The organism is Paenarthrobacter sp. TAF1, from assembly GCF_052113825.1.
In the GTDB taxonomy this organism is placed as follows: Bacteria; Actinomycetota; Actinomycetes; order Actinomycetales; family Micrococcaceae; genus Arthrobacter; species Arthrobacter nicotinovorans.
On the sequence record NZ_JBFRDO010000027.1, the window covers coordinates 12,820 to 32,650 of the forward strand.

Sequence of the window (19,831 nt, forward strand, 5' to 3'; positions counted from 1 at the left end):
GCCGGTAAACTGGAAAACATGGTGACTCGCAAGAACCCCATATTCGATACTGCCACCACCCTCGGAAAGATTTTAGGTTTCCTTGGCGTGAGTGCGATCTGTGGCGTCCTGGTGGCGGGACTTTTGGTCCCCGCCGCTGCCGTCTCGGGCAGTGCCGCAAGTGGTTCAATCCAGTTCTTTGACACTCTGCCGGCGGAGCTCCAAGTGGATCCGCCCAGCCAGAACACCACGATCCTGGCGAAAGACGGTACGCCGATCGCCTCGATCTACGCAGAGAACCGCACCAAGGTTCCGCTGGATTCCATGAGCCCTTTCATCAAGGACGCTGTCATCGCCATCGAGGACAGCCGTTTTTATGAGCACGGCGGAATCGACACCACCGGCATCATGCGAGCACTGGTGAGCACCGCCCGCGGCAACAAGCAGGGTGCGTCCACCATCACCCAGCAGTACGTGAACAACGTCATCAACGAGTCACTGGTGGCGTCGGGCAAGGGTGACGACGTCCTCCTCAACGGTGTTAACAAGGGCGTGGGCGACAAGCTCCGCGAAATGAAGCTCGCGATCGCCCTGGAGAAGAAGTTCTCCAAGGAGCAGATCCTTGAGGGCTACCTCAACATCGTGTTCTTCAACCGCGATGCCTACGGCATCGAAGCTGCGTCCAAGTTCTTCTTCAGCACCACCGCCAAAGACCTGACGCTTCCCCAGGCTGCGCTGCTTGCCGGCCTGGTCAACAGCCCGTCTGCCTTCGATCCGATCACCAACCCGGACAACTCGAAGATGCGGCGCGACCTTGTCCTGAACGCCATGCTGGCCCAGAAGAAGATCACCCAGGCCCAGTACGACGAAGCTGTCGCCACGCCCGTGACCACCAAGGTAACCCCGGCCCGCCAGGGTTGCGCCTACGCCACCATGGCTCCGTACTTCTGCGACTATGTTCTGCACCTCCTGCTGAACAACCCGGCTTACGGTGACACCACGGAGGAACGCGAAAAGCGCGTTATGCGCGGCGGCCTGACCATTCAGACCACGCTCGACCCGACCGCCCAGAACGTAGCTCAGCAGCAGGTTGACGCCACGGCGGGTGCCAACCCGGACAAGTGGGGCGCCTCAATCGTCTCTGTCCAGCCGGGCACGGGACAGATCGTCAGCATGGCTCAGAACACCGTGTGGCTCCCTCAAGAGGGCAAGTTCGATCAGACCCAGAACTTCAACGTTGATGTGGTCGACGCCAACGGCAACGACCTCAACGGCATCGGTGGGTTCCAGCCCGGTTCCACGATGAAACCCTTCACGTTCGCCCAGTGGCTGAATGAGGGGAAGTCGATGGAAACCAATGTCAATGCGGCCGTTCGCAGGTATCCGCAGAACTTCCCTTGGAAGAACACATGCCCCGCGCCTACCGTCGGCTGGTACGACTCAACAAATGGGACCTTCGACCTACAGAACTCAGACGAGGGCTACTACAGGAACATGACCGTCCTGTACGGCCTCAAAAATTCGATTAACACAGCCACGTTTGCCTCAGCGGCCCAAGTTGATTTGTGCGGGATCCAAGGCATCGTTGACGCCACAGGCATTCATGGCGGCCTCCCCGCCCGCGACAACACAGGCAAAATCACGGACCCAAATCCCAAGGTCCCCATGACAACTCTGGCCAACCTGATCGGTTCAACCCAGACAGCTCCTTTGACCATGGCTACCGCCTTCGCGACGTTCGCAGCCGATGGTAAGTACTGTGCACCCATCGCCATCACCTCAGTGAAGGACCAGTCGGGAGCTGACCTCCCCGCGCAGTCCTCCAGCTGCAAGGACGCCGTGAAGCCCGAGGTGGCTCGTGGTGTGGCCTATGCGATGCAGGAAGTGCTGAATTCAGGTTCCGGTTCGCTGATCAGGCCATCCCTTTCAACAAAAAACAACTTCCCGGTGGCTGCCAAAACAGGCACGAACGACTCAAACGGCTCCACTTGGGTTGTTGGCTACACCAGCGGTCTTGCAACTGCTTCCTGGTTCGGTGATCCTTTGGGTAATCAGTCTCGCTACGGACGCAACCTCACCGTGAACGGCAAGTTCTACCCGTCCATCGACGGCTATATGATCGCCGGCCCGCAGTTCACCAACTACATGTTGTCTGTCGCCCCGGCCTACGGCACCAACCCGTTCCCGCAACCACCGTCCAACCTGACTGGTGCGCCGACGCCGCAACGCAACAACAACGCACCGTCGAACAACACTCCGTCCGCGCCAAAGCAGGCGCCAAACCCCGCGCCGTCCACCGGAACCGGCAACAACGGTAACGGCAATGGAAACAACGACGCCCCCGGCAAGGACTAACGAGTGACGTTCGCTGATTCACTGGCAAACCGCGCCCGTTCCTTCGGGCGCGGTTTTGCCGTCGCTGCAGCCGTCGGGGCAGCCGCAGGTACCGCGGCTGCCGCCTACGGGTGGTGGGAGAAGGACCAGTTCGAGGTACGCCGCGAAACGTTGCCGATTCTCCCTGAGGGTTCGGCACCCCTTCGTGTTCTGCACCTGAGCGACATCCACTTTGTCCCCGGCCAAGTCAAGAAGACGCAATGGCTGCATTCCCTGGCGGACCTCAAACCCGATCTTGTAGTCAACACGGGCGACAACTTGAGCCACACCAAGGCCATTGACCCCCTCATCCAGGCCTTGAGGCCTCTGATGGAGTTCCCCGGGGTCTTCGTTCCAGGTTCCAACGACTACTACGCGCCGCGGATCAAGAACCCGGCGGGCTACTTCCGTGGTCCTTCGAAACCTAAAACCGAGCCCCTCCAGCTCGACTGGCCCAAGCTCCGCTCCGCCTTCGGCATGAGTGGCTGGATCGACCTCACCAACCGCGCCCAGTCCGTGGTGCTCAACGGCCTGCGGTTCGACTTCTCGGGCGTCGACGATCCCCACTTGGGCCGCGAACGCTACGCCGGCTGGCCCCGCGGCACTGTAAACCAGGATGCCCGGCCGCACCTCAAAGTCGCCGTGATCCATGCTCCGTACCAACGCGTGCTGGACCACTTCACGCAGGCGGGAGCAGACCTGATCATCGCCGGACACACCCACGGTGGCCAGATCTGCGTCCCCGGCTACGGCGCCTTGGTCTCCAACTGCGACCTCCCCACCTGGCGGGCCAAAGGCCTCCACGATTGGGAAAGCGATGGATTCACGACGCCGGTGAACGTCTCGGGCGGCATCGGCACCTCCCGCTTCGCCCCGGTCCGCATCGCGTGCCGCCCGGAGGCTGTACTGCTGACGCTCACAGCCCGCAGCTGAACTGCGGGCAGCATTACGATTCCCAATAACTGGGTCAAACATTTCACCTGGGGTGCGTGGTCCTGTGAAACGAATCACGCCATGGCATAGGGTAGTTGCTACGGGAAACTACCTCCGCACCATCTGAAGATCCAGCTGTTGAGAAGCGGGCATGTCCAAGCAAACGTCATTTTTCACCTCCGTCGGCCGCCTGTACCCTCACGTACGGCCCATCCTCCCGCGCCTCTTCATGGGCCTGATCTGCGCCTTGCTGGCCAGCATTGTCGCGCTCACCATCCCGCAAGTCCTGCGGGTCTTGGTCAACAACTCCTTGCAGCCCGGCGGTACCACGGACGCCGTCTGGATTGCCGCCGTCGTGATCCTTGCTCTGGGCGTCGCCGAAGCAGGACTGGTGGCCTTGCGCCGCCAGTTCGTGATCAACCCGGCCACCACCGTGGAGACCCGGATGCGCGTGACCCTTTACGGGCACCTGCAGGAGCTCACGGTGGCGTTCCATGACCGCTGGGGTTCCGGGCAGCTGCTCTCCCGCGCCATGACGGACCTCAGCTTCCTGCGCCGTTGGATGGCGTTCGGCGCGATCATGCTGGTGGTCACGACACTGACGGTGATCATCGGCGTCGGCGTGATGTTCTCCATGAGCTGGCAGCTGGCGCTCATCTTCCTCGCCGCCGCGGTGCCGATCATGATCAATTCTTTCCGGTTCCGGCGGCGCTTCAGCCTGGTGGCCCGGCTCAGCCAGGACCAGGCCGGCGACCTCGCCACCACCGTTGAGGAATCCGTCCACGGAATCCGTGTCCTGAAGGCGTTCGGACGGAGCCGCGAGGCACTGGAGAACTTCAATGGCCAGGCTGAGGAACTGCGCCAGACGGAGATCGCGAAAGCCAAGCAGCAGGCCGGTTTCACCTTGGTGGTGACACTGCTGCCGGAACTCGCCTTGGGTGTCGGGCTGGTGGTTGGCGTCATGCTCGCCGCGAGCGGTCAGCTCAGTATTGGTGCCTTGGTCGCCTTTTTCGCGACCGCAGCCGTGGTGGCTACCCCGGTTGAATTCTCCGGCATGCTCTTGGCCATGGCGCTCACGGCCAAGACCGCGCTGGACCGGCATTTCGAGGTCATGGACACCGAGAACACCATCACCTCCCCGGAGACGGCCGTGGTGCCGGAAACCGTCAAGGGTGCCTTGCGCTTTGACCACGCAGGTTTCGGGTTCGACGACGGCGGCACCCTCCTGCACGACATCACCCTGGACATCCGTCCCGGCGAAACCATGGCCCTCGTCGGCATCACGGGAAGCGGCAAGAGCGCCTTGCTCCAACTGGTCCCCCGCCTGTACGACGTCACAGCCGGGGCAGTAACCATCGACGGCGTGGATGTCCGCGACTTCGACATCGACGAACTCCGCAAGGTGGTTGCAGTGGCGTTCGAGGACACCACGCTCTTCTCCAGTTCCGTGCGTGACAACGTGCTGCTGGGTGCGCCCGATCCCAGCGACGCGGCCTTGGACGAAGCATTGGATGTGGCGCAGGCGCACTTTGCCTACTCCCTGCCGGACGGCGTGGACACCCTCATCGGTGAGGAAGGCCTGAGCCTGTCCGGTGGACAACGTCAGCGCATCGCCCTGGCCCGCGCCATAGCTGCCAAGCCGAAAGTCCTGGTGCTGGACGATCCCCTGTCGGCATTGGACGTGAATACCGAGGAGCGCGTGGAAGCCCGCTTGCGTGAGATTCTCCGCGAGACCACCACGCTGATCGTGGCGCACCGTCCCTCCACTGTGGCGTTGGCCGACCGGGTGGCCTTGCTCGAAAACGGGACCATCACCGCCGTCGGAACCCACACGGAACTGCTGGCCGAAAACGACCACTACCGTTACGTCATCGCCAGCCTGGATGCCGGTCCGAAGGACCTTGATACAGAACTGGACGAACTCGAAGAAGCTGAGGAGGCTTGCCGGTGAGCGCCACAACCTTTGGCACCGCCAACGAGGACAACACCCTCCTCAGCAAAGCAGACAGCAAAGCCGTACGACGCCGGTCACTCGCCTTGCTTGCCTCGCTGATCCGCCCGGTGCGGTTGCGGTTTTGGCTGACGATCGCAATGGTGGTTGTTTCGCAGCTCACCCGCGTAGCGGGGCCGGCACTGATCGCTTTTGGGATCGACAACGCCTTGCCGGCACTTCAGGCAGGCGACAACGGGCCCTTGGTGCTGGCTGGGTCCCTCTATCTGGCCGCTGCGATCGCCACGGCCGGAATGACCGCGCTCTACGTGACCTCCACAGCCAGGCTGAGCCAGGCCATGCTCCTGGACCTGCGGCTCCGCGTTTTCCGGCACACCCAGCGCCTGAGCCTGGAATTCCACGAGAAGTACACCTCCGGGCGCATCATCGCCCGGCAAACTTCGGACCTGGAAGCGCTGCGAGAGCTGTTGGATTCCGGGGTTAGTTCGCTCGCCTCCGGCATGCTGTTCATGCTGTTCACGGCATTCACGGTGTTTGCCTTGGATTGGCGGAGTGGCCTGATCATGCTCGCGGCCGGTGTCCCCATGTTCTTCCTGGCGCGTTGGTACCAGAAACACTCGCAGATCGCGTTCCGGGAATCCCGGGTAGTCTCGGCCCGCTTGATCGTGCACTTTGTGGAGACCATGACGGGTATCCGCGCTGTGAAGGCGTTCCGCAAGGAGCGCGAGAACGCGGACCGCTATGGCCAACTGGCTGAGGACTACCGCAAGAACACTGTCCGCTCCATCAACCTGAACGGCATTTTCCAACCCGGACTGGTGCTGATCGGTAACGTGTGCGTGGCTGTGGTCCTGCTGTTTGGCGGCTTCCGGGTGCTCAGCGGCGACCTCGCAGTAGGCGTCCTGCTCGCCCTGATCCTCTCCACCAAACGCTTTTTCCAGCCGGTGGACCAGATGTCCATGTTCTACAACTCCTTCCAGAGTGCCCAGGCAGCGTTGGAAAAGGTGTCCGGACTCTTGGAAGAAGTACCCACCGTCCGTCCGCCGAAAAACCCGGTGCCTTTGAAAAGCTCACGCGGAGAGATCGACTTCAAGGGGGTGGAGTTCGGCTACAGCGACGGCCAGTTGGTTGTTCCGACCTTGGACCTGCACATTCCGGCCGGGCAGACGGTCGCCTTGGTGGGACAGACAGGTGCCGGTAAGTCCACGCTGGCCAAGCTGGTGGCCCGCTTCTACGATGTCACGTCCGGCGCCATCACCTTGGATGGGGTGGACCTGCGGGATCTGGCGACGACGGACCTCCGCCGGGCCGTGGTGATGGTGACCCAGGAGGCCTTCCTCTTCAGCGGTTCGGTTGCCGACAACATTGCTTTGGGTCGCCCCGAGGCTTCCCGCGCCGAAATCGAGGCCGCCGCCGCAGCAGTTGGTGCGCACGAGTTCATCACGAGCCTGCCCGAGGGCTACGACACGGACGTCAACAAACGGGGCGGCCGGGTGTCGTCGGGTCAACGGCAGCTCATCGGTTTTGCCCGGGCCTTCCTTGCCGCGCCGGCTGTGTTGATTCTGGACGAAGCTACATCCTCCCTGGACATTCCTTCCGAGCGGATGGTCCAGCAAGGACTGGCTCATCTCCTGGAGGGAGTCGCAGGCGGGAACGCTGCCCGAACGGCCATAATCATTGCCCACCGCCTCTCAACCGTGGAGACGGCCGACCGGGTGCTGGTGGTCCACGACGGGCGCATCGTCGAGGACGGGACGCCCGCCGAGCTGATCAGCGGCGGCGGACGCTTTGCGCAGTTGCACGGGGCTTGGCGGGATTCGCTGGTGTAGTCGTGGTGCCGGGTGCGGGTGTGGCGAGGGACACCCTCTCCCCGATTTCGCATCACGGGACGTTTCGGCTATTCTTGAACAGTTGCTTTCGCAGCGGATCGGGATGTAGCGCAGCTTGGTAGCGCGCTTCGTTCGGGACGAAGAGGTCGCAGGTTCAAATCCTGTCATCCCGACCAAACACGAAAATGGCGTCGAGAAATCGGCGCCATTTTTTGTTGCCATTTCTGTCCAAGTCCAGCCGCTTTCGTCGCGGTTATCCACAGGCTCCGCTTTTTCTGTTTGCACGGGAGAACGCTGTCACTACGCTGTCAAGGGTCAGCGCAGCATCCTGGCGCCATCGACATCGGGTTCTAGGAAATCACAGAACGGGCAGGGCCAGAGAATGCAGACAGAATTTATCCAGCTCATCGTCATCCTGGGCGCCATGGGAGCCCTGCTCATCGTCATGGGGTCGATCTGCATCAAGGGCAAGCTCCCCATGAACTCCCTGGTCGGGATCCGTTTGCCGGCCACCACGGTTTCCGAGGAAGCGTGGGTTGCGGGCCACAAGGCAGCAGGTCCCTACGTGATCGTGGGAGGCATCTGCTCTGCTGCAGGTGCGGCGGCCATACTTCTGTTTCCCACGCTGGAACCGCCAACCCTGGCTTCGATCACCGCAGCCGGGGTGGTGCTGTTCATCGTCGTTGCGGCCTTTGTGGCTTCGGGTGCTGCCAAACGTGAATCGTTGAGCGAATGAATATTCCCGGCGCCATTGCACGCCAAAATGGGCAAAAGTAAAACCCCGGGGCATCGCTCGTCACGCCCCGGGGTTTTACTAACTACAATTGATTTACATTGGATCCGGCCAGTTACCGATGGACATCGGCGTATAGGTGGTGTCCGCTGACTTGGTCGGCGCAGCAATGCGCATGGGATCAGGCCAGTTGCCGATGGCGCTTACGGTGGAGGAGTCTGCTGCCGAAGCGGCAGAGACGACTGCGGGAACTGCAACCGTGGCGGTCAGTGCGCTTGCCAAGGCCACTGACGCGAAGATTTTCTTGAACATGATGTACCCCAATGCGAGTCGGATTCGTTACGGAAATTGCGCGGTCCCTGTTGACATACATTGTAAAATGTTTTCCACAGAGACTGTCAAGGTTTTGGTCAAAAGACACCTGTAGGAGGGACCCGTGGGAAACGGATTCGGCGAGAAACTACGTGCCGAACGGCTCGAACGCGGGTTAACGCAGGCAGAGCTCGGCAAGAACCTGTACTCGCCCAGCTACATTTCACTGCTGGAAACCGGCAGGCGCGAACCTACGGCAGAGGTCATCGAAGAGCTGGCCCGCCGGCTGGAACTGGCTCCCAAAGCGTTGGAAGCGTGGAGCCAACCCGTCTCCGTCAGCGATGCCGAGTACGTCCTGGCCGGCCTGTACGCCCGCCAGGCGTGGGATCTGCGGGACTACCAACTCGCCGCCAGCCACGCCGCCACCGCAGCGCAAATAGCCCTCGAGGCCAAGAACAACAGCGCCTGGTGGAACATGACCTATATGCAGGCCGAGTGCGTGATGAAGCAAGGCCAGCTCAAGGAATGCCAGCAGATCGTTGAGCACCTGCTGGAGCACCCCATGGCCACCGAATCCGCCGGCCTCGGAGTACGCGCCTGGCAGATGCTTGCCGCCGTGTGCCACGGACAAGGGCAGCTGGCCACCGCCGTCGAGCATGCCAAGCAGGCAGTGAAGCTCAGCGAGCAACTGCCCAAGGGCTCCACCCTCATCATTGGCGCGCACCGCGCGCTGATCGGTGCATTGGCTGAGAGCGGCAAGCTGGATGAGGCCTGGGAGTATTGCCTGGCGATGATCGAGCACATGGACGAACATTCCATGTCCCAGTTGGCCGGTGAGGTCGCGTGGGTGGTGGGCAACGTCGCTTTCATGCGCCACGACTACGTGGAGGGCATCAAACACCACGAACGCGCCGCCAAACTGCTCTCCCCCGCCAATGACATCGAGCTGTGGGCCCGCTTCAACAAGGCTTCGGCAGCGGTACGACTGTCTTCCGGCATCGTGGAACCGGAAACCCTGTCCGCCATTGAACGTGCAGAACTCGCGCTGTCGATCGTCGGAGGCAACAAGACGGACCAGTTGGAGGTCGCTTTCATCCGCGCCCGGTGGCTCTATCTCACCGGCGACATTCCGRCCGCCGTCGAGAAACTCCGCGAAATCCACACCGACCGCAAGGTCTTGGCCCGCCACACGGCCGGCGAAGTTTCACTGCTGTTGGGTAAGTCGTTGAAGGCCGCAGGAGAAGCGTCGGAAGCTCTGAAGTTCCTGGAGGAAGCCCAGCACGACTTCAGCGCAGCGGGAGCCTCGGACAGGGTTCAGCAAGCCATGGACGCCGTCTTGGAGATCCGCCTGGCCGAGCGCCGGGCTGCGAAGGAACACTCCCAAGCCTGATTAAACAAGTGAGTCGCAGTTCATGCCGTTGAGAGAACTCAAAACGACATGAACTGCGACTCAGTTGGGTGCTTTACGCGAACGTGCGGCCCGTGAGCTTCTCGTAAGCCTCCACGTAACGGGCACGGGTGCGCTCCACGACGTCGGCGGGAAGTGCCGGCGGCGGGGTGTCCGAGGACTTGTCCCAGCCGGATTCGGCGGAAGTCAGCCAGTCACGGACGTACTGCTTGTCATACGAGGGCTGCGACTTGCCGGGCGCGTACGTGGACGCATCCCAGAACCGCGAGGAATCCGGCGTAAGGACCTCATCCCCAAGGGTGATCACACCCGTGGCGGCGTCGATACCGAATTCCACTTTGGTGTCGGCCAGGATGATGCCGCGTTCACGGGCGATCTCCTCGGCGCGGGTGTAGATCTTCAGCGTGAGCTCGCTCAGGCGGGCAGCAATGTCATCGCCCACCATCGCCACGACGTCGTCGTAGGTGATATTGACGTCGTGCTCGCCAACCTCGGCCTTCGCCGAGGGCGTGAACAGTGCCTTCTCCAGGCGGGAGCCATCAACCAGGCCCTCAGGCAGCGGGATCTCGCAGACGGTGCCGTGTTCCTTGTACTCGGCCAGGCCCGAACCCGTCAGGTAGCCGCGGGCGATGCATTCCACCGGGAACATGTCCAGCTTCTTGCAGATCATGGCCCGGCCCTCGACCTCGGCAGGCACTCCGCCTTCGACTGTTGAGGCCAGAACGTGGTGCTCAACGTCCAACTGCTCGAACCACCACAGGCTCAGCTGGGTCAGGACGCGGCCCTTGTCCGGGATCTCACTGCTGAGGACGTGATCGTAGGCGCTGATGCGGTCGCTGGCGACAACCAGAACGCATTCCTGGCCGATCTTCTCCGTGATCGCTTCATCGGCGGGGACGTAGAGGTCACGGACCTTGCCGGAGTAGACGTGGGTCCAGCCCGGGAGATCCAGGGCCTCGGTCTTGAAACCGCCTGCGGGGAGGGATTCAGTCATGCTCAGGCCTGCACTTTCGGGATGGTGCCGGTGGCCGCGTACGGCACCCGGATTTCGCCGCGGGCGGCCTTGCCTGCGATGTCCGTACGAAACTGCGAGCCTTCAAGCTGAACCAGCTCGACGCCGTCGTACGCTTTCTCGCGGGCCTCCACCAGATCCGAACCGAGCGCCACAACCGCCAGGACGCGGCCGCCGGCGGAGACAACCTTGCCTTCGTCGTCCAGCTTGGTACCGGCATGGACCACGTGGACACCGTCCAGTTCGTCGACCTTCTTCAGGCCACGGATGCGGTCGCCTGTGCGGGGTGCGTCAGGGTAGTTCTCGGCAGCAACGACGACGGCGACTGCCGTGTCCTTGGACCAGCGCAGCTCTTCGGCGGTGTCCAGTTCGCCCTTGGCAGCTGCCAGCAGCAGCGCACCGAGCGGCGTCTTGAGGCGGGCCAGGACAGCCTGGGTCTCCGGATCGCCGAAACGGACGTTGAATTCGATGACGCGCGTGCCGCGCGAGGTGAGGGCCAAACCGCAGTACAGGACGCCGATGAAGGGCGTGCCGCGGCGGGCCATCTCGTCCACGGTGGGCTGGGCGACGCGGTCGATGACTTCCTGGACCAAGCCTTCGGGGGCCCACTCCAGCGGGGTGTAGGCACCCATGCCGCCGGTGTTGGGGCCTTCGTCGTTGTCGAAGATGCGCTTGAAGTCCTGTGCCGGGGACAGCGGGACCGTGGTCCGGCCGTCGCAGAGGACAAACAGGGAAACTTCGGGGCCGTCAAGGAATTCCTCGATCACCACGGTTCCACCGGCGTCGAAGCAGGTCTGCGCGTGGGCCAGGGCCTCCGCGCGGTCCTTGGTGACGACGACGCCCTTGCCTGCGGCCAGTCCGTCGTCCTTGACGACGTAGGGAGCGCCGAAGGTGTCCAGGGCGTCTGCGGCTTCCCCTGCGTTTTCGGCCACCCGGGCCATGGCCGTGGGAACGTTCGCTTCAGCCATGATCTGCTTGGCGAACGCCTTGGAAGCTTCCAGCTGGGCGGCTTCCTTGCTGGGGCCGAACACCGGAATGCCGGCCTCGCGCACGGCATCGGAGACACCGGCTGCCAGCGGCGCTTCCGGGCCAACAACTACCAGGTCCACGCCCAGCTTGGTGGCCAGGGCGGAGACGGCTTCCGGGTTGTTCCCGTCAATAGCGTGCGTGGGCACGAGTTTGCTGATGCCCGCGTTGCCGGGGGCCGCGTGGACCTCGGAAACGTTGGGGTCTTCAAGCAGAGAGCGGACAATGGCGTGTTCGCGGCCGCCTGGGCCAATGACGAGTACCTTCACAGTCTTCAAGGGTACTTTGTGTGGAGCGCTCGGCCTAAGCTGTGTCACGCAGCGGACCCGGCGCGCACCCGCCTGGCCCGGGAACCACCCCGCCACGCCTAGACTTGCTTCATGCCSATGAGTTCGCATGAAACGTTCAACGTTGAGACCGCCGTCGAACTGGCAGTGATCGAACGCAGTGGCTTCATCGAGTCCCGGCACATAGGTGCGGCCGTGGTCCTCGCGGGTGACGGTTCCGTTGTCACCCGCCTCGGCGACATCGATGCTCCCGTCTTCGCCCGGTCAACGCTCAAGCCCTTCCAGGCCCTCGCCTCCATGCAATCCGGAGTTCCGCTGCGCGGTGCGCAAGTGGCCGTGGCGTGCGGAAGCCACACCGGATCCCTGGACCACATGGACGTGGTGGAGGGAATGCTCAAAGCGGCCGGCGTTCGGGAGGAACACCTGCAGTGCCCCACCGCCTGGCCCCAGGACGAGACAGCCCGGAACTGGCTGGTCCGGTCCGAGCGCGGGCAGTCCAAGCTCGCCTTCAACTGTTCCGGCAAGCACGCAGCCTTCCTGTGGGCGTGCACCGAAAACGGCTGGGACCTCCGCAGCTACCTCGAACCGAACCACCCCCTCCAGCAAAGGGTGCGTTCCGTCATCGAGGAATACAGCGGCGAAACCATCTCACACCTGGGCATCGACGGCTGCGGCGCTCCTGTTGCCGCGCTCTCGCTGACCGGGTTGGCCCGTGCCTACTCCCGCCTGGCCAAGTCCCCGGGCGATAAATCCTCCAACGCCCGCGCAGCCACCATCGCCACGTCCATGCTGGATTACCCGTGGGCCGTCCAGGGCAAGGGTGAGTCGAACACCGTCGTCATGGAAGAGCTGGAGGTTCTGGCCAAGATCGGTGCCGAAGGAGTCCTGGTCCTGGCCACCCCCACCGGCGCCACGGTGGCAGTCAAAGTACTCGACGGCAACCTCCGCGCCACCACCCTTGTGGGACTGACCCTGCTCGCCGTGAGCGGGGCAGTGGACATCCCGGCCGTATCCAACGTCCTGGAACGGGTGGTGGAGCCTGTTCTGGGTGGCGGTCATGAAGTGGGCAGGATCCGGCTGGGCCACGCAGTCTCTGCCCTGCTGGACTAGTAGTTAAGAAGGAAAGAACCCATGGCTGTTGCACGACGCCGCGTCGACATCTCCGAGGGCCGGGCTGCGCTGGCTGCCTGGCAAACCGCCGTCGGGCCTTCTAGTGGTGAAGCCGCCGGTGAGCCTGGCACCGCTGCCGGGACCACGCCGTCGCGCGCTGTGATAGCGACGGCGGTCCGCTACACGCTGGAAGAAGTCACCGCGCGTGCGCCCGGCAATTCAGTGGAGGTCCGCGTCCCGCCGTTCGGCGTTACCCAGTGCGTGGAGGGGCCCCGGCACACGCGCGGCACTCCCCCGAACGTCATAGAGACCGACGCCGACACCTGGCTTGGTTTGGTGACCGGCAGCATCACCTGGGCCGACGCCGTTTCGGCCCACAAGGTGACCGCCTCCGGTTTGCGCGCCGATCTTTCTGAACTGCTGCCCCTCTAAACGAGTTTTTGTACAGCTGATGCCCCTAAGACCACGTCTTAGGGGCATCAGCTGTACAAAAACTCGCCAGGTCAGTCAGGGCAGACCGGGGTGGACGGTTGCCCGGGCTTGCTCATCTCGAACTGGGGGATGTCGTCCGCTGCAGGTCCGCCGCGGAACTTCGGGGAGGGCTGCTGGCCGGTGCTGATGCGCTCCAGCTCCTGCTGTGCGTAAACCTCTTCCTTGCCGAGCATGATGGCCGTGTCCTCGTTGGTGATCTCGCCGTTGAAGGCGCGGACCATGACGCTGCGGTCGAACTGGCCTTCCCACTTTGCGACAACGAAGGTCGCTACACAGTTGCCCAGCAGGTTCACCACCACGCGCATGGAGTCCATGAGACGGTCGGCTCCGAGGAGGAGTGCCACGCCGGCTACCGGGAAGATACCCAGTGCGGCCGCGGTGGCGGAGAGTGCCAGGAAGGACGAGCCGGGAACGCCCGCCATGCCCTTGGAAGTCAGGAGCAGCACACCCAGCGCAGCCAGTTGCTGGCCGAGGTCCAGGTTGTGCCCGAACGCCTGGGCCAGGAACAACAGGGAGATGGAAAGGTAGATCGCTGCACCGTCGAGGTTGAAGGAGTAGCCGGTCGGAACCACAAGACCGGTGGTGGCACGGGAGCAGCCGGCGTTGGTCAGCTTGGTCATGATGCGTGGCATGACAGCTTCGGTGGAAGCCGTGCCGAGAGCCAGCAGGAACTCCTCCCGGGTGTACTTCAGGAACTGCCACAGCGGAACGCGGGCGAAGCCCCAGGCCACGAGGAACAGCAGGCCGATGAAGACGATCGCGGCGCCGTAGCAGGACGCTATCAACAGGGCATACGTTCCAAGTGTGCCCACGCCGTACTGGCCGATAATGAACGCCATGGCACCGAAAGCACCAATGGGGGCCACCTTCATGATCCAGGACATGATCTTGAAGATCAGTTCCAGGACAGTCTCCATGAGGCTGATGACCGGGAGGCAACGGTCCCGGCCGATGACCACGATCGCGGCGCCGAAGAAGACCGAGAAGAAGAGCACCTGGAGCAGGCTGTTGTTGGCGAAAGCGCCGATCACGCTGACGGGAATGACATCCAGGATGAACGCTGCGGCGTCCTTGGGAGGCGCGTTGCCGGTCTTGGCGTTCAGTGCGTCCTGGGAAAGCGTTGAGGGGTCAATGTTCAGGCCGGCACCCGGCTGGACAATGTTGCCGACGATGAGCCCGAAGACCAATGCGAAGAGAGTGGCGCCGGTGAAGTACAGGAGGGCTTTGACCCCGACCCTTCCGACCGCCTTGACGTCGCCCACTGCCGAGATGCCTGTGACGATCACGAGGAAAATCAGCGGGGCGATGATCATTTTGATGAGTTGAATGAATCCATCACCCAGTGGCCGGAGTGCGGACCCGATGTTCGGCCAGAAATGACCGATGAGCACACCTGCGACGACGGCGATCAGGATTTGAAAAAAGAGCGACTGGTACAGCCGCTTTTTCTTCTGCGGGGCCGAACTCGCCTTCAGCGCCGCGGGGTCTGGGATCTTCATTGATCTGAACCAATCAGTTTGGGAACAGCCCCTCGTTTTGGGGGGATGTTTTCAATGTAAGCCCGGTCACACCATTCCGCAAGGGGAGATTCGATTTCCATATTGTGGAAGTCACAATTGGTTTTTTGTACAGGTGATGCCCGCATGAGGGGTGTTTAGGGGCGGGAGCTGTACAAAAACTACGCTGCCCAGCCCTGCTTGCGGAGGGCCTGCGCCACCCGGGCAACCACCCACCTCTGCCCCTGCCGCATGTCGATCCTGTTGATCTTGACCTGCCGCCAACCGGCGTCTGCAACCCGCTGGTCCCGATAGGCGTCCAGCGCCTGCTGTTCGGGAGACAGATGATGAAGGCCTTCATACTCCAGGCAAATGCGATATTCAGGGCATCCCAAGTCCGTCCACACAGGCCGCCCCAGGGCATCCATCACTGGACAGTTGGGCATAAACGCCGGCAAGCGGGCGTCCTCCAGCATGAGTCTCAGCTTGGTTTCCGGCGGGGAGTCGACACCCACCCTCAAGTCGTCGAGCGCCAAGCGGGCTTTGCGAACACCATGGACACCGTTGGCCTGCGCAACGAACGCGCGTAGTTCGGACAAGGAAACCATCGCTACCCTTGCCGGACCGAACGTGCGGGTATGTTCGCTGACAATGGCGTCGCCGGCCACCACCAAGTCTTCAATCGGCAGCATGGTGCCCAGGTCTACCCATGTACGCGCCACGGACGTGAGCACAACGCCGTCCAGGTCAGCGAGGTCACCGTCCCGCAACGTCAGCCGGTGACCGGCCACCCCTCTTCGCCGCGGCAAAGAACCACCCCGTGACCGTGACAGGTGGATAAATCTCCCCGGTTCGCGAAAGTGGGGGCCGCTCTTGGGACCCCAAGGAACAGGTTCCGCAACTGCGGTCACCGGCCCGCCGTCGTCGGGTTTGAAATGCGCCCAAGGAGGCAACGGCAGTCCCAGTACCTCAGCGGCACTGATGTGGCTGAGGAAATCGCCCTGACGAAGTTCAAGATGGGGCCGGGCGACGTCCAGTAGCGTCTGCGGTTTCTGCGGAATGCGGAGTCCGCGGCTGGGCACCACCAGGTCCGTTGCCCGGAGTCGCTTGGGAGCGACGCCATATTCCGCGGCCTCCTTGATGGTAAAGGCGCGACTAGAGAGGGCAGGGGGAAGAGGCGACAAAGGACGCATGCCCTATTGAGTCACAACGAAGAAGCCGGCGGGACGTTATCCACAGGTCCGCCCGCTCGTCCGCGAGATTTTGTACAGCAGATGCCCTAAAGGGCCCGATTTAAGGGCGGTAAGTGTACAAAAACTCGCTAGCCGCGGCCTACGAACGGCATTCCGGCAGCAGTGACCACCAAGGATCCAACACTGGCCGTGGCCGGCATGTTGGCCATCATGAGCACGGCGCGGGCAGCATCTTCCACCGGAAACATGGGTTCCACTTTGCGGCTGCCGTCGGCTTGCAAGGCCCCTGAGCCCACGCCGATGGTGTCCATGATCTCGGTACGGGTATTGCCGATATCGATCTGCCCGCACGTGATCCCGAACGCCCGGCCATCAAGCTCGATGCTCTTGGTCAGGCCCGTCATCGCATGCTTGGTGACCGTGTAAGCCACAGACCTGGGCCTGGGCGAATGGGCGGAGATGGAACCATTGTTGATGATGCGCCCACCCTGCGGTTGCTGGTCCTTCATGGCCCGGACAGCCTCCGCAGCGCACAACATGGACCCTGTGACGTTGACACGCAGGGTTGCTTCCCACTCGTCAACGCCAATCTCCCCCACGTCCCCGGCCGGTCCGAAGACCCCGGCGTTGTTGAACAGCACATCCACCCGGCCCCAGCGTTGGCGCACCTCCGCGAAAAGGCGCGCGACGTCGTCGGGCACTGTTACGTCGCAGGGAACCGCCAGGGCATCCGGATGGCCGTCGGCGGTTTCAAGCAATTGCGCCTCCCGCCGCCCGGCCAGCGCTACCTTGTAGCCATCGGCCAGCATGAGCCTGGCGACGGCCCGCCCGATACCGGAACCGGCCCCGGTAACGACGGCGACCCTCAGGTCGGCGGGCAGGCTGGAGTCAGTCATGTGGTTGCCTCTCGGGTGGTGCGTTCAGCGCTTTGGCTCAGCGCGCGGCTTCGGCGGCCTGGGCTGCGGTTATCGGCCAGCCTATGACAGTCTTCGGGCGGGGCGTGGCATACGTTCGCACCTTGGACGTGGACAGGCCAAGACGGACCAAGGACTCGGCAATCGTGACCGCAGCAGCAACCCCGTCAACCACGGGAACCCCGGTGCGTTGGCGGATCTGCTCATCCAGTCCGGCCATGCCGCCGCAGCCAAGGACGATCACTTCGGCCTTGTCATTCTGCACCGCTTGCTCCGCCTGGCCCACGATCGCCTCGACCGCACGTTCCGGATACTCCTCGAGTTCCAGCACAGCCATGCCACTGGCGCGGACGGACGCACAACGCGCTTCCAGCCCGGCGAGCTTGAGCCGGTCCTCGATGAGGGGAACCGCGCGGTCGAGCGTCGTCACCACGGAGTACTTGTGGCCCAGGAACATCGCCGTGCTGGCTGCGGCCTCGGTGATGTCCACGACCGGCACGTCCAGCAGTTCCTGGAGGCCTTCGCGGCCGTGCTCGCCGTAGCCGGCTTGGATGACGGCGTCGAACGGTTCCGGATAGTTGACCACGGCGTCCATGACGGCAATCGCGGCCAGGTAGCTTTCGAAGTTGCCTTCGCAGGAATCGGCGCCGAAGTGGGGTGTGATTCCGATGATCTCGGTGCCGGGCGCCGCCACCGCGCGGGCCTGGGCTGCAATGGAATCGGTCATGGATTGGGTGGTGTTGACGTTCGCGACAAGGATGCGCATGGAATGTCCTTTATATCTTTGGTTGACGGCGCTCAGTGCGTGCTGGCGACGGCGATTGGCTCGCCGGAAACGTCCTCGTGGACCTGCTTCTTGTCTGCCACGGCGAAGTACGTGAGCGCAGCGACGCCTGCTCCGATGAACCAGGCGAACGGAGCTGCGGCCGCCAAAGCGGGAATGAACGCGATGGCGATGGCCATGGCAGCGGCCGGAAGCATGGCGATAATGGCCTTGGGGTTGACGCCGCGCTTGTAGAAGTACGCGCCCTTGGGGTCTTCCGAGTACAGCTCCGGAACATTGACCTTGCCGCGCCGGACCAGCCAGTAGTCAGCCATGACCACACCGAACAGCGGGCCGAGCAAGGCGCCCAGGCCACCGAGGAAGTACACGATCACGATGGGGTTGTTGTAGAGGTTCCAGGGCAGGATGACCAGGCCGATGGTGCCGCTCACCCAGGCTGCCTTGCGGAAATTCAAGTGCCGCGGGAAAAGGTTCGTCAGTGCATAAACCGGGGCCACGAAATTGGCCATCAGGTTCACCGCGATGGTCAGGATCAACAGGGCAAGGCAGGCCAGGACCAGCAGGAGCGTATTCGGGATGCTCTGCACGATGTCCGACGGGCTCTGGATGACAGTGCCGTTGATCTTGTACTGGCCGCCGGCCATGACGACGACGATCGCACCAAAGACAAGCATGTTGATGGGGATGCCCCAGAAGTTGCCCTTGACGATGGACTTCTTGGACGTTGAAGAGCGGGTGAAGTCGCAGAAGTTCAGCACGAACGTTCCGTAGATGGATACCCACAGGGCGCCGCCGGCGAAAATGGTGAGCCACATTTCGGTGCCCTCAAGGCCCTTGATGCCGCTCCACTGGATGGCACCGCCGGCTTCGATGAAGACCCACACTGCAATGGCCGCCATCGTCACCAGGATGATGGGGCCGGCGAAGGCCTCGTACTTACGGATCATTTCCATGCCGAAGCTGACGATCACCAGCTGCACGATCCACAGCGCCACGAAGGAGAACCAGCCAAGGGTTGAAAGGCCGAGGATGGAGTTGCTGTCCAGGTCCTTCAGTCCGGGAGCCACGGCTACCAGCAGGACCCGGAGGACCACCGACGCCAGGTACGTCTGGATGCCGAACCAGGCAACGGCAACGGCACCGCGGACGAGGCTGGCGATCTGGGCTCCCCTGATGCCGAAGCTGATGCGGCTCATGACCGGGAACGGGACACCTGTCTTCTGGCCCATGAAACCTGAAAAATTCAGGAGGGCGAACAGAAGGACGGCGCCGATGCCCAGGGCTACCAGGATCTGCCATCCTCCCAGGCCCAGGGAAAACAGCCCGATGGCGAAGGCATAGTTACCCAGGCTGTGGACGTCGTTGGCCCAGAGGGTAAAGATGCTGTAGCTGGTCCACTTGCGGCCCTTGGCCTTGGTGGGGGCGAGGTCGATGTTGTAAAGACTGGGACTGATGGTACGGCCTGCGGCTTCGGAAGCAATCGCGCAAAGATCCGTGTTTCCCACGACCGGGTGGTTGGGGGCACCCGTCTTTGCGTCTTCCGGAGTCTCATTGACGCCGACTGATGAAGTCGTCTGCATCGTGGATCTCCACTTCGTACTGATTCCACATTATGGAATCGAGTTATTGAATAGTGAAAGAACTCTATGACGCAGGTCACGCCCGGTCAAGGCTTCACGCTGTATGCAGGGTCACATTTGGTTGTTTGCCGCCAGGTTTGCGGGTTGACTGTTTCGGATACGCAATCCGTGTTGACGCTGCCCATCGGCGGACGTAATCTCGAATTGCAGAATTTTATTCTCACAATACGAAATTCCTTGAGCGCCCCCACAGAGCAAGCGCCCAGACATTCAATGAAGAGAGGTTGGACGTGGCTGCAGGAGAAGAGACCTCACACATCCTCAGCGGGTTGACTGCCCAGCTGCCTGATCGTGATCCGGAAGAGACCGCGGAGTGGATTGAGTCCCTTGATGCGTTGATCGCTGAGCAGGGTACCGAG

Annotated in this window: 16 protein-coding genes and 1 tRNA gene; 9 read left to right on the forward strand and 8 right to left on the reverse strand. The window is 62.6% G+C overall.

Annotation, left to right across the window (positions count from 1 at the left end; translation table 11 throughout):
- The first annotated feature begins 18 nt into the window (after positions 1 to 18).
- The 6 genes from AB4Y81_RS20255 to AB4Y81_RS20280 all read left to right on the forward strand — a co-directional run bounded on the left by AB4Y81_RS20255 (position 19) and on the right by AB4Y81_RS20280 (position 7,801).
- Entirely contained in the window at positions 19 to 2,334 is a 2,316-nt protein-coding gene (locus AB4Y81_RS20255; protein ID WP_413304956.1) for a transglycosylase domain-containing protein, read from the forward strand.
- Between the two features lie 3 nt (positions 2,335 to 2,337).
- Entirely contained in the window at positions 2,338 to 3,285 is a 948-nt protein-coding gene (locus AB4Y81_RS20260) for a metallophosphoesterase (RefSeq protein WP_441996728.1), read from the forward strand.
- Between the two features lie 151 nt (positions 3,286 to 3,436).
- On the forward strand, positions 3,437 to 5,236 hold the full coding sequence (locus AB4Y81_RS20265; protein ID WP_441996730.1) for an ABC transporter ATP-binding protein: 1,800 nt from the start codon (positions 3,437 to 3,439) through the stop codon (positions 5,234 to 5,236).
- Positions 5,233 to 7,065, forward strand: a complete 1,833-nt coding sequence (locus tag AB4Y81_RS20270; protein WP_441996732.1) for an ABC transporter ATP-binding protein — start codon at positions 5,233 to 5,235, stop codon at positions 7,063 to 7,065. The genes AB4Y81_RS20265 and AB4Y81_RS20270 overlap by 4 nt, the downstream gene beginning before the upstream one ends.
- A 99-nt stretch (positions 7,066 to 7,164) precedes the next feature.
- Positions 7,165 to 7,241: transfer RNA gene (locus tag AB4Y81_RS20275), tRNA-Pro, on the forward strand.
- A 206-nt stretch (positions 7,242 to 7,447) separates the two neighbouring features.
- Entirely contained in the window at positions 7,448 to 7,801 is a 354-nt protein-coding gene (locus tag AB4Y81_RS20280; RefSeq protein ID WP_416428658.1) for an SdpI family protein, read from the forward strand.
- 93 nt (positions 7,802 to 7,894) lie between these two features.
- Here the strand turns inward: AB4Y81_RS20280 and AB4Y81_RS20285 are convergent, their stop codons facing one another.
- A complete protein-coding gene (locus AB4Y81_RS20285) occupies positions 7,895 to 8,110 on the reverse strand; it encodes a hypothetical protein (protein WP_018777056.1) in 216 nt (71 codons plus the stop codon).
- A 124-nt stretch (positions 8,111 to 8,234) separates the two neighbouring features.
- On the opposite strand from AB4Y81_RS20285, the gene AB4Y81_RS20290 reads away from it, so the two are divergent.
- Entirely contained in the window at positions 8,235 to 9,500 is a 1,266-nt protein-coding gene (locus AB4Y81_RS20290; protein ID WP_441996735.1) for a helix-turn-helix domain-containing protein, read from the forward strand.
- 73 nt (positions 9,501 to 9,573) lie between these two features.
- Here AB4Y81_RS20290 and AB4Y81_RS20295 read toward each other — a convergent pair whose 3' ends face one another.
- Both AB4Y81_RS20295 and purD read right to left on the reverse strand, forming a co-directional pair.
- A complete protein-coding gene (locus AB4Y81_RS20295) occupies positions 9,574 to 10,512 on the reverse strand; it encodes a phosphoribosylaminoimidazolesuccinocarboxamide synthase (protein ID WP_306876500.1) in 939 nt (312 codons plus the stop codon).
- 2 nt (positions 10,513 to 10,514) lie between these two features.
- Complete coding sequence (gene purD, locus AB4Y81_RS20300; RefSeq protein ID WP_039242858.1) at positions 10,515 to 11,825, reverse strand: phosphoribosylamine--glycine ligase; 1,311 nt, start codon at positions 11,823 to 11,825, stop codon at positions 10,515 to 10,517.
- A 111-nt stretch (positions 11,826 to 11,936) separates the two neighbouring features.
- Here purD and AB4Y81_RS20305 point away from each other — a divergent pair, with 111 nt between their 5' ends.
- Both AB4Y81_RS20305 and AB4Y81_RS20310 read left to right on the forward strand, forming a co-directional pair.
- Positions 11,937 to 12,953 (forward strand): asparaginase, encoded by a 1,017-nt coding sequence (locus AB4Y81_RS20305; RefSeq protein WP_055971075.1) that lies wholly within the window; start codon positions 11,937 to 11,939, stop codon positions 12,951 to 12,953.
- Positions 12,954 to 12,974: 21 nt separating this feature from the next.
- Positions 12,975 to 13,385: a sterol carrier family protein gene (locus AB4Y81_RS20310; protein WP_189075425.1), complete on the forward strand. Its 411-nt coding sequence runs from the start codon at positions 12,975 to 12,977 to the stop codon at positions 13,383 to 13,385.
- 71 nt (positions 13,386 to 13,456) lie between these two features.
- On the opposite strand, the gene AB4Y81_RS20315 is transcribed toward AB4Y81_RS20310, so the two are convergent.
- The 5 genes from AB4Y81_RS20315 to AB4Y81_RS20335 form a co-directional block, all read right to left on the reverse strand.
- Complete coding sequence (locus AB4Y81_RS20315; protein WP_018777062.1) at positions 13,457 to 14,944, reverse strand: C4-dicarboxylate transporter DctA; 1,488 nt, start codon at positions 14,942 to 14,944, stop codon at positions 13,457 to 13,459.
- Positions 14,945 to 15,123: 179 nt separating this feature from the next.
- The gene (locus AB4Y81_RS20320) at positions 15,124 to 16,134 is read right to left on the reverse strand and encodes an endonuclease domain-containing protein (RefSeq protein ID WP_441996738.1); all 1,011 of its coding nucleotides are present in this window, start codon (positions 16,132 to 16,134) and stop codon (positions 15,124 to 15,126) included.
- Positions 16,135 to 16,262: 128 nt separating this feature from the next.
- The gene (locus AB4Y81_RS20325) at positions 16,263 to 17,030 is read right to left on the reverse strand and encodes an SDR family oxidoreductase (RefSeq protein ID WP_055971064.1); all 768 of its coding nucleotides are present in this window, start codon (positions 17,028 to 17,030) and stop codon (positions 16,263 to 16,265) included.
- A 37-nt stretch (positions 17,031 to 17,067) separates the two neighbouring features.
- The gene (locus AB4Y81_RS20330; RefSeq protein ID WP_039242867.1) at positions 17,068 to 17,814 is read right to left on the reverse strand and encodes an aspartate/glutamate racemase family protein; all 747 of its coding nucleotides are present in this window, start codon (positions 17,812 to 17,814) and stop codon (positions 17,068 to 17,070) included.
- Positions 17,815 to 17,846: 32 nt separating this feature from the next.
- Positions 17,847 to 19,412, reverse strand: a complete 1,566-nt coding sequence (locus AB4Y81_RS20335) for an NCS1 family nucleobase:cation symporter-1 (protein WP_189075426.1) — start codon at positions 19,410 to 19,412, stop codon at positions 17,847 to 17,849.
- Positions 19,413 to 19,831 lie beyond the last annotated feature (419 nt).